This window comes from Klebsiella sp. HMSC09D12 (assembly GCF_001808475.1).
GTDB classification, from domain to species: Bacteria; Pseudomonadota; Gammaproteobacteria; order Enterobacterales; family Enterobacteriaceae; genus Klebsiella; species Klebsiella oxytoca.
Genome location: NZ_KV793483.1, coordinates 28175 through 44305, shown reverse-complemented (window position 1 = coordinate 44305; position 16131 = coordinate 28175). Strand labels below are relative to the sequence as shown.

The following is a 16131-nucleotide window of genomic DNA, read 5'->3' as shown; positions in this document are numbered from 1 at the left end:
CATTCTCTATTTTCAGGATAACCCCGTGCTAGTATCCAGCAACGTCACCATGCAGTTCGGCAGTAAGCCGCTGTTCGAAAACATTTCCGTCAAATTTGGCGGCGGCAACCGTTACGGCCTGATTGGCGCCAACGGTAGCGGCAAATCGACCTTTATGAAGATCCTCGGCGGCGATCTTGAGCCGACGCTGGGCAACGTCTCCCTCGATCCGAACGAGCGTATCGGTAAGCTGCGCCAGGATCAGTTTGCGTTTGAAGAGTTCAGCGTGCTGGATACGGTGATTATGGGCCACGGCGAGCTGTGGGAAGTAAAGCAGGAGCGCGATCGCATCTACTCACTGGCGGAGATGAGCGAAGAGGACGGCTACAAAGTGGCTGACCTTGAAGTGCTATATGGCGAGATGGACGGCTATTCCGCTGAGGCGCGCGCCGGCGAGCTGCTGCTCGGCGTGGGGATCCCGGTTGAACAGCATTACGGTCCGATGAGCGAAGTCGCTCCCGGCTGGAAGCTGCGCGTGCTGCTGGCGCAGGCGCTGTTCTCTAATCCGGACATTCTGCTGCTCGACGAACCGACGAACAACCTGGACATCGACACCATCCGCTGGCTGGAGCAGACGCTCAACGACCGCGATAGCACCATGATCATCATTTCGCACGACCGTCACTTCCTGAATATGGTCTGTACCCACATGGCGGATCTGGATTACGGCGAACTGCGCGTTTATCCTGGCAACTACGATGAATACATGACCGCGGCGACCCAGGCGCGCGAACGTCTGCTGGCTGACAACGCCAAGAAAAAAGCGCAGATCGCCGACCTGCAATCTTTCGTCAGCCGTTTTAGCGCTAACGCCTCTAAATCTCGCCAGGCGACCTCGCGCGCCCGTCAGATTGACAAAATCAAGCTGGACGAAGTGAAAGCCTCCAGCCGCCAGAACCCGTTCATTCGCTTTGAGCAGGATAAGAAGCTGTTCCGTAACGCCCTGGAAGTGGAAGCGCTGGCTAAAGGTTTTGATAACGGCCCGCTGTTTAAAAACTTCAACCTGCTGCTGGAAGTGGGAGAAAAGGTTGCCATTCTGGGCGCCAACGGCGTGGGTAAATCCACGATGCTGAAAACCCTGGTCGGCGATCTGGCGCCGGACAACGGTACCGTTAAATGGTCTGAGAATGCGCAGATTGGCTACTACGCGCAGGATCATGAATATGAATTTGAAAACGATCTGACGGTATTTGAGTGGATGAGCCAGTGGAAACAGGAAAGCGACGATGAGCAGGCGGTGCGCAGCATCCTTGGGCGACTGCTGTTCAGCCAGGACGATATCAAAAAGCCGGCGAAAGTACTCTCCGGGGGCGAAAAAGGCCGTATGCTTTTCGGTAAGCTGATGATGCAAAAACCGAATATTCTGGTGATGGATGAACCCACCAACCACCTGGATATGGAATCGATCGAATCGCTGAACATGGCGCTGGAGATGTATCAGGGCACGCTGATTTTCGTTTCCCACGACCGTGAGTTTGTAAGCTCGCTGGCGACCCGAGTGATTGAAATTACGCCGGAGCGCGTTGTGGACTTCACCGGTAACTACGAAGATTATCTGCGCAGCAAAGGTATCGAATAATTTTCCTGTTGTTTGTCCCGGATTGCGGCGCTGCTGCGCCTTATCCGGATACCTCCCACAGACGGCGATGAACCTGTAGCCCGGGCAAGGCGCGTTAAGCGCCGCCCCCGGGATCTGTTCGCAGAGTGGTTGAATGCCCCGGAGGCGCTGCTGCGCCTTATCCGCACTACACCCGCCACTCGCTCTTTTCTTCACCATTCACCAGCAGCCTGCGGGTTTCCCCTGCCGGTAACGACACCTTCAACGCTTTCCACGCCGGTCGATAATCGCCGCGCGCGTTGACCTTCAGATTGATGCTGGCGCTATCGCAAACCATTTCCCACTCTACCCACAGCGCATGGCCATTCTGGTAACCCCAGCTTTCGCCATCATCCTCAAACAGCAGGCCGCGGCGGGTCCCCACGCCTTTCAGCGGGAACAGTTTCAGCTCACGACGATCGTCTTTTTGCGCATCGACGTGACGGATGCGTTCGCTGAGCGGCAGGCCTGCTCCGGCACGAACCAGCAGCGGCAGCTTTTCCAGCGGCGCATCAAGGACGATCCACTGCCCGCCGGCGAACCACTGGTGGCTATCAAAGTCGTACCAGCCGTCCTGATTAGCCGGCAGCCAGACGCGGCGCTGACGCTCACCGGGCTCGACGACGCTGGCGACCAGCAGATCGCGACCCAACAGGAAGTCGTCGCATTCGGCAAACGTCTGCGGATCGTGCTCGTGATCGAGGAAGGTCGGGCGCAGCATCGGTTCATCGTCGGCGTGAGCCTGCCAGAGCAGGGTATAGAGGTACGGCAGCAGACGATAGCGCAGCTCAATGGCCTCACGGATGGCCGGCGTGATTTCCGGATACATCCACGCTTCATTAACCGTCTGGTCGTCATTCCATGAGTGAATGGTAAAGCGCGGATGCATAACGCCGTTTTGCACCCAGCGAACGAACAGTTCCGGGTCCGGTTTATCGCCAGAGAAGCCGCCAACATCGTGGCCGACGTTGAACAGTCCGGAGAGGCTCATTCCCAGCCCCATCCGGGTGTTGTAGCGCAGCGTATCCCAGTTAGTACGGTTATCACCGCTCCAGGTCTGAACATAGCGCTGCATCCCGGCGCAGCCGGAACGAGAGATAAGATACGGACGTTTGTGCGGCGCAAAGCGCTGCTGAGCCTCCAGCGACGCGCGCATCATCAGCAGCGGCATGACCGGGCGAATATGTTTAATGGCAATCTCCTGGCCAAACCCATAACAGCGGGCTTCGCCGTCCCACACTTCATACTCGTTATTATCGTTCCACGTGGCGTCGATACCCATCTCCAGCAGCTGGGTTGTCACGCCTTCCTGCCACCAGGCGACGGTCTGCGGGTTGGTAAAGTCGAGGTGCGACCCTTCGTCGTCCCAGAAGCTGGAGCGCTCGGGGGCATCGGCCTGTGAATCACGAATAAATAGCCCGCGTTCCGCCACTTCGTTATAGCGCGGATGGTCCTGCAGCAGGCAGGGCTTAATATTGGCGGCGAGCTTCAGCCCGGCATCGTGGAAGGCCTGGCTCATCACCTGCGGCTGCGGCACTTTATCGTAGTTCCAGTTAAAGACATAGCGTTTGCCATTAATCGAGGTATAGCCGGATGAGAGCTGAAACGAATCGCACGGAATGGCGTGTTCATCGCACAGACGGATAAAGTTCATCAGCTGGTTTTGCGCATCCGGCGCGTCGGTGTAATGCATCGTCGAACCGCTATAGCCGAGGCTCCATTTTGGCCCAAACAGCGTTTTACCGGTCAGGCGAACGAAGGCTTTAGTGATATCCAGTACGCGCTTGCCGGTGAACAGATAGTAATCGATGTCGCCAGCTTCCGCCTGCCAGCGGCGATAGGCGGTATGGTAATTATCGATTTCGTTACCGAGATCCAGCCAGCAGCTGCTCAGGTTGTCGTAAAACAGGCCGTAGCTGACATCGCTACGCTGCGCGATGGTAAATGGAATATGTTTATACAGCGGGTCGGTGCTCACCGCGTTATACCCCATCGCGTCGAGGTTACGCATCTCATAGCGTTTGCCGGTACGCTGCAGATCGCCCGCCTTCTCACCCAGACCGTAGAAGCGCTCATCTTTACGTCGGCTCAGGTAGTGGGCAACGCCGTCGCCGTGCGCATTCGCCAGATAGGCGCTGGTCGGGCGGTCGTTCGCCAGCGGCTGCCACTCGCCGGCTTCATCGCGATAGCTCCATTCCAGCCACAGCGGCTGGTGGACGATAACGCGCAGCTGTTCGGTGACGATACAGAGGGTGCCTTCCTGTTCCGTGAGCTGCCAGGCGGGGAGGCTAAAGCCGCTTAGCTCTTCGCGCGGACGGCCTTCCCACGGCACATCCTGTCCGGGAGCGATACTCCAGGTGCGATCCACCGCCAGCTGACCGTGCCGTTTCAGCAGCACGCGGAACATATTCTCTTCCAGAACGTACAGACACAGGGTGTGTTGGCCGTCGACGGTCAGCTCAACGTGGTGCTCCAGCCGTTGGCGTAAAGTCCAGTTTTTCAAAGTCTTCATTTTTTACATCCACTCTCAGGCGCGTTTTGCGCGACGTTCAGCAATAAATGCCACCAGGAATACCGCGCCAATCAGGTCAAAGAACCCCATGGCGATAAACAGCGGGTTGAAGCCGATTTTGTCGGCGGTGACCCCAATTAACAGTGAGAACAGAAAGCTGGCGATCCACGCGGCGGATCCGCGCATGCCGTTCACGGTCGCCATCTGTCCTTTATCGAACGACTCCACCACCAGCGCGCTGAGCATGCAGGAGATAATCTGGTGACCGAAGCCGCCTATTGAAATCAGTACGATGGTGATATAGGGATCGCGGGTGATCGCCACGGTGGCGAGCGAAATCATCAGGAAGGCGCCGGTCACGGAGCTGGCGACCACCGAGTTCACCCGTGAACAGCCGAACCAGCGGGTATACAGTTTGGTCAGATAGCCGCTGGCGACGCTGCCGAGGTCGGCCGCCAGAAACGGTAGCCAGGCGAACATAGCGATTTGCTTTAAATCCATTCCGTGCTCTTTTGCCAGATAGAGCGGTACCCAGAAGCTCAGCACCGCCCAGGCGGGTTCCGCCATAAAGGCCGGAATGGCGATACCGTAGAAGCGCTTGTTTTTTGATACGGTTTTCAGCGCGGTAAAGAAGGGCAGTTTGACCGGCGGTGCTTCATTATCCTGCTGGATCAGCGCCAGCTCAGCTTTCCCGAGGTTAGGGTGCTTCTCCGGATTATGATAAAACGCCCACCACAGCACGACCCACAAGAGCGCCAGCGCGCCGGTGAACATGAATGCGCCCTGCCAGCCGAACGAGGCATGCGCAAAGTAGATAATCGGCGGCGCCAGCATGGCGCCGACCGAGAAACCGACGCCAGCCCAGCCAGCCGCTATCGGCCGCTCGGATTTTGGAAACCACTCACCCAGCGTTTTGGCGTTGGCTGGCGTCGCCGCAGCCTCAGCGCCGCCCATAAAAAAGCGCAGGATCGCCAGGTGCAGCCAGCTTCCCGCACCGGCATGGGCAATGCAGGCGACGGCCCACAGCGTGGCGCAAATCATAAAGCCGAGCTTGAGGCCGATTACGTCGATGAGCCAGCCGCAGAGCGGCTGGAAAATGGTATAGGCCAGCTGAAATGCGCCGACTATCCATGAATACTGTTCGGTGGTAATACCCAACGAGGTTTTTAATTCCGGGGCGATAATCCCCAGCGAGTTGCGCGTAATGTAGTTCACGGTCACGCCCAGCAAAAACAGCACCAGTATCTACCAGCGCAGATTTTTTACTATGCGGCCTGATTTACTCACCGCCATATCATTATTGAGACCTTGGCTCATAGAACTCTCCACGAGACATGTAGTAGGGAAAATTGACCAGCCTGATTCCTGAGTGGTCGCTAAAATTTTCTGTTTCGTTGTTCGATAATGCTGCTGTTCCGCCACGATTGGTTGACTTATTTGATTTGTGGTGGACCAATTCAGGCTAAGGGAGAAAAGAGGTGGACCCTAGCGGCAATTCTGCAAATTTTTTCATGAGCCGATCGCGATCGCAGTAAGAAGCGGGCAATTCCCTTAAAAATATTCATATTCTGAATATGAAAATTTTTTCATCAGCAAATTAGAGCGCGATCACAAAATGGATAAAAAGCTAAAAGTGAGCGAAATAGCGGGCCGCACGGGGCTCTCTGTCAGTACGGTATCGCGAGTGCTGGCAGGGAAAGCGAATACCAGCGCCAGAGCCCGCCAGAGGGTTCTGGAGTGCGCTCGCGAGCTGGGCGTCATGGACGGTATCGCCGCCGGGAGAATGCTGCTCAATAATCTGGTGGTCTTTGCCCCTCAGCGGGCGTTCGATGAGCGTACAGATATTTACTACTATCGCGTTATTCAGAGCATCAATTCGGCGTTGGTGCCCCATGAGGTGCATCTGCGCTACTGCGCGCTGGAGGAGAATGACAGCGATGCCAATTTGTTTTTGCAGCGTATGCATGAAACATCGACCCAGGCCGCCATCTTACTGGGAATCGACGATCCGCATATTCACGATCTGGCGGCGGACCTGGCTAAACCCTGCGTGATGATTAACTGCCACGACGCCGGAATGCGCCTCCCTTCCGTCGCGCCGGATCATCGACTGATCGGTCAATTCGCCGCCCGCTATCTGTTTGAGATGGGGCACCAGGCGATCATGAACGTGATGTGCCTGCGCCGCTATACCATGGAACTGCGTTTACTGGGGATTAAGCAGGCGTGGCGTGCGCGGAATCTGCGCTTCGTCGATAGCATGGATTTAATCGACGTCGCCAATTTCAGCGCCCGGGATACTGAGACAAAAGTGGGCGAGTGGCTGGATCAGCGCGGTGATGGCCCGCTGCCAACGGCGTTTCTGGTAGGCGGTGATTTTATGGCGGCAGGGACGATCGCTGCTCTGCAGAAGCGCGGATTACGCGTGCCGCAGGATATTTCTATCATGAGTATCGACGGCTTTAACCTGGCGGCGATTCAGGATGTGCCGTTAACCGCTGTCCACGTCCCGCGCGATGAATTAGGCGTTGAAGCAGTACATTTGTTGCAGCAGAGGCTGATTCGTCCCGATGCACCGCACGGCTCACTATTATTGCATGGTACGCTGGCGGTACGTGATTCGGTGCGGCGGATACGTGCCGGTAACCGCCGCACCGCCGTTGAGCCTAAGGGGTTATACGACGATTAATCCGCCATCCCCAGCGCCCGCTTGCCGTGGACATTTAAATCCTCCAGCGTGAAGCGGCCTTCCCAGTCGGTTTCATAATCTTCACGCGGGAAATCTCCCGGCGAAGCGCCGCGCGCCAGCGCGGCTTTAACCTTCTGCGCGTAGGCGAGGTTTTTCTCACACATCGGCGCGGCGGGAATATACATGACGTTGCCCCAGCCTTGCTGATTTTCCACCGGCGCGACTGAGTGGATGACGTCGCAGTGCCACCATACCGAATCGCCCGCATTGAGCGCCGGAATAGAGCTTAAGGCTTTGATCAGCAGCGGGTGCCATTTTTCCGAAATCGGCAATACCTTGCCCGGCGCGACGCCGCACAGTTCATCCTCCGGCACATCGTCGAGCAGCGGACGCAGCAGCACGTAAGCCATAGCTTCCGGGATCGGCACGACGTGCAGCAGGCCCTGATCGGGGATCATATCGGAGAGCGCGGTCCAGCCCTGGAAGGTACGGAATACCGAGCATTTGGTGGTATTGTCGACCGTGTACTCTTCGACGTCAGTACGGTGCGCCGCGTCCCACGGGTCGTAAGCATCAATATTGCCGTTAAACACGTCGGCAAACACTTTCTGATAGGCCGGTAGCAGCCAACGTTCCAGGGCACCGGAATCGGTATGCGCGCCCAGACCTTTCGAGGTGGTTCCCGGCGGGCGGCGGCGAATGCGGTCCGGGTAAATAACGCTGATATCCGGGTTAAACCACTGCTTGCCGTCGTGGTTAAACGTCCACAAGCGGTTAAGAAATGACTGTGCGGCGGCCATTTCATCGCTCTGGCGCGCCTGCATCTGCGCCTGGGACCAGTAAATCGGATAGATTTCCGGGCGCGACGCTTCCAGTGAACCGAAAAAAGTATCGCCGGGGCCTTTGTAGACCTCATCGAAATGGTTGCGGTCCAGATACGCGAGCATCGAGTTATCCCATCCCAGCGCCTGTTCGCGGGGAAAATGGCTCTTGATCACCACGCAGCCGCGACGCTTGATGAGCTCGCGCTGGGCTTGCGTAACCCGATCCCGGGCAATATCGGCGAACGGGATCGTCGGCCAGACGTCCTGTCCGCTGGTTTTAAGGGCATCAATCTCTTCCACACGCGCAGCGATTCGCGCCGTCAGCCGATCGAACACCGCCTGCACGTCGCCAATTTGCGCCCGCAGCTCTTGCTTGATCTGGCGGATGGCCGCTTTTGGGTCGGCAGGTAAAGTTTCACAGGTACAGGTAATAGCCATAATGACCTCTCATCTTTCATTCGAAAGTATTAAATCTTACATACGATAATTTAAGTTAAAATTAAGTTAATGCAAGTTTAAAATTATGCGGAGATGCACAAAATGGAAAATCGGGGCGGTAAGCCCCGGAGAGGCGCTACTCGTCGAACGGGGTGGCGTGGTCGAGGACGGCCTGAATCACCTTCAGCGCGCCGTCGTGGTTGTTGTCATCGGTAGCATAACGCGATACCGCTTTAATGCTTTCGGCGGCATTGGCCATTGCGAAAGAGTATCTCACCAGCTTCAGCATTTCCGTGTCGTTCGCGCTGTCGCCGATGGCTACGCACGCCTGCGGCGAAATGTTCCAGCGCTTAAGCAAGCGGCTGATACCGTTGGCTTTATGCAGGCCGGGGATGATCAAATCGACGAAGCCAAAACCGCTGGTGACCGGCTTCATAATGCCGTCCAGCGAGACGTGCAGTTTGTCGATAAGCTGCGGAATTTCGCTATCCGGCAGGTTAAGGGAAAACTTAAACAGCTTATCGTCGATGTCATGGTAGCTGCCAATACGCTGCAGACGATGGTAGTGCTTTGACATCAGCGCGACAAAGGCGTCGGGCGCGCGATCGCTGACGTAAGCGCTCTCGAGGCCGCAGGCGACAAAGTTGAGCTGCGGGTCTTTGAGCAGTTCGCCAATCACCACCTGGGATTCATGGCGGGTAAGTTCACCGTGGAACAGCTGTTGACCGTGTTCGAAAACCAGCGCGCCGTTCTCGGCAACAAAGGAGATTTGGTCGCGGATTTCCGGGAAAAAAGAGATCAGCTGATAGTACTGGTTGCCGCTGGCGACCACAAATTCAATACCCTGCTGCTGGAGTTGCGCGAACTGCGCAAGAAAACGCGAGCGATCGTACTGCTTGGCGTCATTGAGAAAAGTTCCGTCCATATCGGTGACGATAACTTTAACGGTCATAACACATGCTCCTGGCTTAACTTCGACCAGTAACATTCTAATTACAATGTGATGGGGAGCACAAATTTATTTCGAATGAAAGTTTGTGTTCACCCTTGTGCAGCATAAAATCCCGGATTGCGGCGTAAACGCCTTACCCGGACTACCGGCCCGCAAACGGCTTCGAACCTGTAGCCCGGCTAAGCGCAGCGCAAGCCGGGGGATGTGGCTTACAGCGTATGCTCGGTACGGGCGATAATATCGTCCTGAGCATCCGGCGACAGGGCGGTAAAGAACGCCGAGTATCCGGCCACGCGGACCACTAAATCACGATACTGGTCAGGATGTTTCTTCGCTTCCAGCAGCGTTTCGCGCGACACGATGTTGTACTGAATATGCCAGCCTTTGTGCACCTCGAAGAAGGTGCGCAGCAGCACCATCAGTTTCTGCTTATCCGACTCATTCTCCAGCGTGGCCGGGTTCAGCTTCTGGTTAAGCAGTACGCCGCCAAGAATTGAGCCGGTTGGCAGTTTACCTACCGAGCTGATCACTGCGGTCGGCCCCAGGTGGTCGGTACCGGAAGCCGGACTTGCCCCTTCCGCCAGCGGCGAGTGCGCTTTACGGCCATCCGGCGTCGCCATCGTTTGAGCGCCAAACGGCACGTTGGCGGAGATGGACGAGGTGCCGGCGTAGTAGTTACCGCCGATCGGGCCGCGGCCATAGCGCGGGTTATGATACAGCTTCAGCTCATCAATATAGGTCTGGTAGGCGCGAGCCAGCAGAATATCGACGCTATCTTCATCGTTACCGTATTTCGGCGCGCCGTTGATTAAGCGCTGGCGCAGCTGCTCGTGGGTCAGGCCTTCGAAGTCTTCAGCCAGCGCTTTGGCCAGCTCTTGTTGACCAATGACGCCCTGGTCGAACACCAGTTTCTTCACCGCCGCCAGGCTGTTGCCGAGGTTAGCGATACCGACCTGCAGACCGGATACCCAGTCATATTTCGCGCCGCCCTGCTTGATGCTCTTCGCACGCTCAATGCAGTCATCGACCAGCGCCGAGCAGAGGATATCGTGCACGTTCTCTTCCAGCATGGTATCGACCACGTACTCAATCTCGATAGATTTGCGCGTGTAGTAGCGGATCTGCGTATCCCAGTCGGCCAGGACCTGTTCAAAGTTGTCGAAGTTGCCTTTTGACAGCGCATGTTCCTGCGGCAGGAAAACCTGGCCGCTGGTGGCGTCGCGGCCGCCTTCCAGGGTTGCCAGCATGACGCGGGCGAAGTTGATAAAGCTCATCCCGGTGCAGCGATAGCCCCATTTACCGCCGACGGCGGTTTCAATGCAGCCGATAGCGGCATAGTCGTAGGCATCCTGCGGCTCGATCCCCAGCTTGATAAATTCCGGGATGACGATTTCATCGTTGTTGAACGCCGGCATGCCGAAGCCGCAGCGGATCACCTGCACGCAGGCGTCGAGGAAGTCGTTGCTCATGCCCGCGTGATAGCGCACGCTGAGGTTAGGCTGAGTCGAACGCAGCCGACCGCAGGATTCCAGGATGGCGTAGGAGAGCGGGTTCACCGCATCCTGCGCTTTACCGTCCACCAGATTCTGGCCGCCGATGGTGACGTTCTGATACAACGGGCTCCCGGCGGAAGCCTTAGAGTGCGAGCCGGAGCGAATTTTGTTCACCTCCAGCAGTTTAAGCCAGCAGCAGTGCAGTAGCTCAATGGCGTGTTCGCGATCCAGAGAGTGTGCCAGCTCAACGTCGCGGCGGTAGTAAGGGTAGAGATACTGGTCCATACGGCCGAAAGAGACCGAGTGACCGTTGGACTCGATCTGCAGAATCAGCTGGATGAAATAGCACAGCTGCAGCGCCTGCCAGAAAGTTTTCGGCGGCTCATGGGCGATGATGTCGCAGTTTTCGGCAATCGCCAGCAGCTCGTCGCGGCGGGATTCACGGCTTTCCGTCGCGGCCATGCTGCGCGCCAGCCCGGCATAGCGCTTACAGTGTTCGCTCACCGCTTCCAGCACGATATCAATGGCTTTCAGGAACTGCTCGCCGTGCAGATCTTCCAGTACGGTCAGGTTAATGCGCGAACGGCGCTCGGCGACTTTCGCGCGCATGCCGTCGAGGCCTTTTTCCAGCAGCAGCGGATAGTTGACTGCAAGGTGAGCATCGCCGGAGGTCATATTGCCTTCCGCTTTGATAATGCCGGTGGCCAGCAGCGCTTTTTGCTCATCGGTGAACATGCCGTAGCAGCGGTCCTGTACCGTTTGACCGCGCCACCACGGACACACTTCGTGCAGCACGCGTTTGTTTTCTTCGCTAACGGCAAAACCGGCGCCGGGGCGATCGGCGAGGTCGTCGATCTCTTTTTCGATCCAGCTAACGGTGTATTCCGGGAAGATTGGCGCCGCGCGAACTTCGCTGGCCTGGTTGCCGACGATCAGTTCATCGTGCTTGATCCAGATTGTGCGTTCCGCCAGGTGGTGGGCCAGCGCCAGCGCGCGGCGTACCGGGATCGGCTTATCCAGATGCTGCTGATAGGCTTGGGTATAGTGCAGGGCGCGTTCGGTACAGACCGGCGGCTTGACGATATGCACCAGCGCCATTTTATGCGCCTGTATGCGCGGGCTCAGAGTATCCAGTTTCAACGTTGTCATAAGGTTATCCTCGTAGAGTCGCCGTTAAACCTTTGCTCTGAGCATAGTGCTGCGCGAAGGCGAGCAGCTCGGGTGCAGCAAGCGGTTTATCCGGAGCGGTATAGGGCTGACTGAGTAATTGGTATTTATTCATGCCTAACGTGTGGTAAGGCAGAAAGTGGATCTCGCCAACCTTTAAACGGTCAGCGGCAAAATCGGTAATGGCGGCGATATCGCTTTCGTTGGCGTTAAAGCCCTGGATCAGCGGTACGCGAATGATGATTTTCTTTCCGGCCTGCGCGACGCGCTGCAGGTTATCCAGTACCCGACGGGCGCTGCCGTCCGTCCACTGCTGGAAAATCGCTTCGTTGACGTGCTTGAGATCGGCGAGAAACAGATCGATAAACGGCAAAGCGGGTTCGACGTATTTCCACGGCACGTGCAGGCAGGTTTCGACCGCGGTGTGGATCCCCGCGCGGTGGCTGGCCTCAAACAGCTGTCGGGCCAGCTCGGGATTCATAAACGGCTCGCCGCCGGAAAGCGTGACGCCGCCGCCGCTGCGGTCGTAAAACGGTTTGTCGCGCAGCACCGTGGCCATAATCTCTTCGACGCTTTTCTCTTCGCCGCACACCGTTAACGCCGTCGTCGGGCAGCAGTCGCGCAATTTGCCGATATGCGCATCGGTGAGCTTTTCGCGATGGATAATCAGACCGTCCAGCTTACGGGTAATCACTTCCGGCGCAGCCTGCTGGCAGAGGTCGCAGCCGTCCAGGCAAAGGCGGGCGTCATACAGCAAATCCGCCGTGCGGGCGCGGCTTTCCGGGTTCTGGCACCAGCGGCAGCCCAGCGAACAGCCTTTGAGGAATACGACAGTGCGGATCCCCGGGCCGTCATGGGTTGAGTAACGCTGAATGTTGAAGATCATGATTCACCCTCTTGTTTGCATATGAAGATTAAATTACTTTCGAATGAAAGTTGTATTGATATAAATCAACAAGCAGAAGGAGGGAGGAAAATGGAGGCTAAAAAGCCACTGCGGGTCACAAATCATCCGGCGACGGCAGTCGCCGGAAAAGGGCTAAGGCGTGCCACACACCTCACACTGAGGGTTACGCATCAATTTCATTTCGCGGAACTGGCAGCGCATGGCGTCGTACATGACGATTTTTCCCGTCGCCGGGCTGCCGTAGCGGGTCAGCAACTTTATCGCTTCCATCGCCTGTAGCGAACCAATGGTGCCGACCAGCGGCGCCATCACCCCGGCTTCTACGCAGGTGAGGGCGTTTTCGCCAAACAGACGGCTCAGGCAGCGGTAGCAGGGTTCATCTTCCTGCCAGGTAAAAACGCTGATTTGCCCTTCCATGCGAATTGCCGCGCCGGAGACCAGCGGTGTTTTATGACGAAAACATCCGGCGTTGAGCTGGTTACGGATCGCGACGTTGTCGGTACAGTCGAGCACCAGATCGTGGGCGGCGATTTGCGCCGCCAGCGCCTCGTCTTCCAGCCGCGCGTTGAGCGCCGTGAGCTGAACGTGGGGATTAATCCGCGCCAGTGCGGCGCGGGCGGAGTCGACCTTCGGCTGGCCGATGGTGGCGTCACTGTGCAGAGTCTGGCGCTGAAGGTTGGAGAGCGAAACGGTGTCGAAATCGAGCAGGGTAAGCAGGCCGACGCCTGCCGCCGCCAGATACTGCGCGGCGGCGCAGCCCAGCCCGCCGAGGCCGACAACCAGCACGCGGGAGGCTTTCAGCTGCTCCTGACCGTCAAAATCGAAATCGCGCAGAATAATCTGCCGGTTATAGCGCAGCATCTCCGCATCGCTCAGCTCCACGCTCATTACAGCCCTCCGAACAGATGATTAAAGGGCTCAACGTCCACCCATTCGCCCGCTTCCACGTTGCCGCGCTCGCGCTCCAGCACGATAAAACAGTTGCCGAGGCTGAATGAGCTGAAGATATGCGATCCCTGGTGACCGGTGCTGTTAACCGTCAGTTCGCCGTCCGGACCGCGCTGCAGCACGCCGCGTTGAAAATCGAGTCGTCCGGGCGATTTTTTCAGATGGGTTGCGGCGCGCACGCGCAGACGCATCGGCTGAGCCTGCCCACCGTTGCCGGAGAGCTTCGCCAGCAGCGGCTGGACCAGCTGGTAAAAGGTTAGCGTTGCGGAAACCGGGTTACCCGGCAGACCGCAAAACCAGCTGTGGTTGAGCTTGCCGAAAGCGAAAGGTTTACCCGGTTTAATCGCCAGCTTCCAGAAGCCGATTTCACCCAGTTCTTCGAGAATCGCTTTGGTGTAGTCTGCTTCGCCGACGGAGACGCCGCCGGAGCTAATCACCACGTCTGCCTGTCGATCGGCCTCGATAAAGACTTCCCGCAGCTTAGCCGGATCGTCGGGAATAATGCCGAGGTTAATGACCTCGCAGCCCAGCTCCTGCAGCATCAGGTGTACCGCCAGGCGATTAGTATCGTAAATTTGCCCGTCGGCGAGGGGCTGGCCCGGCAGCTGGAGTTCATCGCCAGTAGAGAAAACCGCCACGCGCACTTTGCGTATCACCTCGACGTCGGCAATCCCCAGCGAGGCCAGAACCGGCAGCTCGGCAACGGTCAGGCGGGTGCCAGCAGGGAAAACGACCGCACCGTGGGCGATATCTTCGCCGAGACGACGGATATTCTGTCCGCTTTTCACCGGCGCGAGGAAGCGGATGCCCCCATCGGTTTGTTCCGTCTGCTCCTGCATCACCACCGCGTCGCAGCCTTCCGGCACCGGTGCGCCGGTCATAATGCGGATACAGGTGCCCGCCGGCCAGTCACCGTTAAAAGGTTGACCGGCTAAGGCCTTGCCGGTGACCGGCAGCGCTGCGCCGTCGGTGAGATCCGCCAGGCGTACCGCATAGCCGTCCATTGCCGAGTTATCAAAACCAGGCACGTTGAGCGGTGAAACGAGATCATGGGCGGTCACGCGCGAAAAGGCCTGCAACAGCGGTACGGTTTCCGTCGCATTCAGCGGCGTAATACGATTGAGCATCTGGGTCAGGGCTGTGTCGAGCGGCATCAGTCCGGCGGTAAAATCCATGGGTTTCTCCTGCGGGCAAACATCGAAAACGCCTATTATACCTTAAATAATTCGCGTTGCAGGCAGGCGGCGACGTAGGGACAAATTCGTCGGGAACGAATTTGAACAGCTGAAGGCTGCCTCTGGTGAGGGACAAGGATGTCCCTCATTACATCCCCGGGAGCTTACTTCAGTAAGTGACTGGGGTGAGCGACAAATCTGTACGGAACAGATTTGAACGCCGTGTAACGGCGGCCCGTCAGGGCGAGGCTCATGGATGAGCCGAGTAACGAAGCCAACGCACATGCAACTTGAAGTATGACGGGTATATGGCAGAAAAGAGAGACGGGCTATAACCCACCTGGGTACAAGCTTTACATCACCCTCCGCTCTTTCTATATTCAAAAATTGTATAGGACAGTCAGCACGATAATGATATTTATACACTTTATCGTTAAGGAATGGCGCGATGGGTAAGGCGGTTATAGCAATTCACGGCGGAGCCGGGGCGATTAGCCGCGCGCAGATGACGCCGGAGCGCGAGCGGGAGTACGTGGCAGCGCTGTCGGCGATTGTCGATAGTGGACAAAAAATGCTGGCGGCCGGGGCCAGCGCGCTGGATACGGTAACCGAAGCAGTTCGGCTGCTGGAAGAGTGCCCGCTATTTAATGCTGGTATTGGCTCCGTGTTTACCCGCGATAGTCGCCATGAACTCGATGCCTGCGTCATGGATGGTTACAGCCTACAGGCGGGAGCCGTGGCCGGCGTTCAGCATTTACGCAATCCGGTGCTGGCGGCGCGGCTGGTGCTGGAGCAAAGTCCGCACGTGCTGCTGATTGGCGAAGGGGCGGAAGCGTTTGCCGCTTCCCGCGGTATGGCGCGCGTCGATAACAGCCTGTTTTCTACCCCTGAGCGTTTACTGCAGCTGCGTCAGGCGCAGGAAGGCGACGATATCGTGCTCGATCACCACGCCGCGCCGCTGGATGAGCGGCACAAAATGGGGACCGTCGGCGCGGTAGCCATGGATCTGACGGGCAACCTCGCGGCGGCGACCTCAACCGGCGGGATGACCAATAAGCTACCGGGACGCGTCGGCGACAGCCCGCTGCCGGGAGCGGGCTGCTACGCCAATAACGCCAGCGTCGCCGTGTCCTGTACCGGTACCGGGGAAGTGTTTATGCGGACCCTGGCGGCCTACGATATTTCGGCGCTGATGGAGTATAGCCAGCTCAGCCTGCAGGAGGCCTGCGAAAGGGTAGTGATGGAGAAGCTTCCGGCGCTGGGCGGTAGCGGCGGCCTGATCGCCATCGACAGAGAAGGCAACGTGGCGCTGCCGTTTAACAGCGAAGGCATGTACCGTGCCTGGTGTTATGCGGGCGATACGCCCACGATTGGTATTTATCGCGAATAA

The 16131-nt window shown here is 57.5% G+C and carries 10 protein-coding genes and 1 pseudogene; 3 read left to right on the top strand and 8 right to left on the bottom strand.

Annotation, left to right across the window (positions count from 1 at the left end; translation table 11 throughout):
• Positions 1-25 precede the first annotated feature (25 nt).
• Positions 26-1618 carry an ABC-F family ATPase gene (locus HMPREF3178_RS15210; protein ID WP_016808105.1) on the top strand — a complete coding sequence of 531 codons (1593 nt, stop codon included), beginning with the start codon at positions 26-28 and terminating at the stop codon, positions 1616-1618.
• Positions 1619-1784: 166 nt separating this feature from the next.
• Here the strand turns inward: HMPREF3178_RS15210 and HMPREF3178_RS15205 are convergent, their stop codons facing one another.
• Complete coding sequence (locus tag HMPREF3178_RS15205; protein WP_017146294.1) at positions 1785-4148, bottom strand: glycoside hydrolase family 31 protein; 2364 nt, start codon at positions 4146-4148, stop codon at positions 1785-1787.
• Positions 4149-4163: 15 nt separating this feature from the next.
• A pseudogene (locus HMPREF3178_RS15200) lies at positions 4164-5465 on the bottom strand (MFS transporter).
• A 298-nt stretch (positions 5466-5763) separates the two neighbouring features.
• On the opposite strand from HMPREF3178_RS15200, the gene HMPREF3178_RS15195 reads away from it, so the two are divergent.
• Positions 5764-6837 (top strand): LacI family DNA-binding transcriptional regulator, encoded by a 1074-nt coding sequence (locus tag HMPREF3178_RS15195; RefSeq protein ID WP_004100514.1) that lies wholly within the window; start codon positions 5764-5766, stop codon positions 6835-6837.
• Here the strand turns inward: HMPREF3178_RS15195 and HMPREF3178_RS15190 are convergent.
• The 6 genes from HMPREF3178_RS15190 to moeA form a co-directional block, all read right to left on the bottom strand.
• Entirely contained in the window at positions 6834-8099 is a 1266-nt protein-coding gene (locus HMPREF3178_RS15190; protein ID WP_017146293.1) for a DUF1479 domain-containing protein, read from the bottom strand. The two genes, HMPREF3178_RS15195 and HMPREF3178_RS15190, sit on opposite strands and share 4 nt — an antisense overlap.
• Positions 8100-8235: 136 nt before the next feature.
• The gene (locus HMPREF3178_RS15185; protein WP_016808101.1) at positions 8236-9051 is read right to left on the bottom strand and encodes a Cof-type HAD-IIB family hydrolase; all 816 of its coding nucleotides are present in this window, start codon (positions 9049-9051) and stop codon (positions 8236-8238) included.
• Between the two features lie 209 nt (positions 9052-9260).
• Positions 9261-11693 (bottom strand): formate C-acetyltransferase/glycerol dehydratase family glycyl radical enzyme, encoded by a 2433-nt coding sequence (locus tag HMPREF3178_RS15180; protein ID WP_004100520.1) that lies wholly within the window; start codon positions 11691-11693, stop codon positions 9261-9263.
• A 4-nt stretch (positions 11694-11697) separates the two neighbouring features.
• The gene (locus tag HMPREF3178_RS15175) at positions 11698-12597 is read right to left on the bottom strand and encodes a glycyl-radical enzyme activating protein (protein ID WP_004111617.1); all 900 of its coding nucleotides are present in this window, start codon (positions 12595-12597) and stop codon (positions 11698-11700) included.
• A gap of 153 nt (positions 12598-12750) precedes the next feature.
• On the bottom strand, positions 12751-13506 hold the full coding sequence (gene moeB / locus HMPREF3178_RS15170) for a molybdopterin-synthase adenylyltransferase MoeB (RefSeq protein ID WP_004100525.1): 756 nt from the start codon (positions 13504-13506) through the stop codon (positions 12751-12753).
• Positions 13506-14741, bottom strand: coding sequence for a molybdopterin molybdotransferase MoeA (moeA, locus tag HMPREF3178_RS15165; RefSeq protein WP_017146292.1), 1236 nt, complete (start codon positions 14739-14741; stop codon positions 13506-13508). The genes moeB and moeA overlap by 1 nt, the downstream gene beginning before the upstream one ends.
• Positions 14742-15189: 448 nt before the next feature.
• Here moeA and iaaA point away from each other — a divergent pair, with 448 nt between their 5' ends.
• Positions 15190-16131: a beta-aspartyl-peptidase gene (gene iaaA / locus HMPREF3178_RS15160; RefSeq protein ID WP_023320623.1), complete on the top strand. Its 942-nt coding sequence runs from the start codon at positions 15190-15192 to the stop codon at positions 16129-16131.

What these genes read in the sequence shown, in the direction of transcription:
- HMPREF3178_RS15205 (WP_017146294.1), bottom strand. Translation starts at nt 4,148, where the DNA reads ATGAAGACTTTGAAAAACTGGACTTTACGCCAACGGCTGGAGCACCAC.
- HMPREF3178_RS15195 (WP_004100514.1), top strand. Translation starts at nt 5,764, where the DNA reads ATGGATAAAAAGCTAAAAGTGAGCGAAATAGCGGGCCGCACGGGGCTC.
- HMPREF3178_RS15190 (WP_017146293.1), bottom strand. Translation starts at nt 8,099, where the DNA reads ATGGCTATTACCTGTACCTGTGAAACTTTACCTGCCGACCCAAAAGCG.
- HMPREF3178_RS15185 (WP_016808101.1), bottom strand. Translation starts at nt 9,051, where the DNA reads ATGACCGTTAAAGTTATCGTCACCGATATGGACGGAACTTTTCTCAAT.
- HMPREF3178_RS15180 (WP_004100520.1), bottom strand. Translation starts at nt 11,693, where the DNA reads ATGACAACGTTGAAACTGGATACTCTGAGCCCGCGCATACAGGCGCAT.
- HMPREF3178_RS15175 (WP_004111617.1), bottom strand. Translation starts at nt 12,597, where the DNA reads ATGATCTTCAACATTCAGCGTTACTCAACCCATGACGGCCCGGGGATC.
- moeB (WP_004100525.1), bottom strand. Translation starts at nt 13,506, where the DNA reads ATGAGCGTGGAGCTGAGCGATGCGGAGATGCTGCGCTATAACCGGCAG.
- moeA (WP_017146292.1), bottom strand. Translation starts at nt 14,741, where the DNA reads ATGGATTTTACCGCCGGACTGATGCCGCTCGACACAGCCCTGACCCAG.
- iaaA (WP_023320623.1), top strand. Translation starts at nt 15,190, where the DNA reads ATGGGTAAGGCGGTTATAGCAATTCACGGCGGAGCCGGGGCGATTAGC.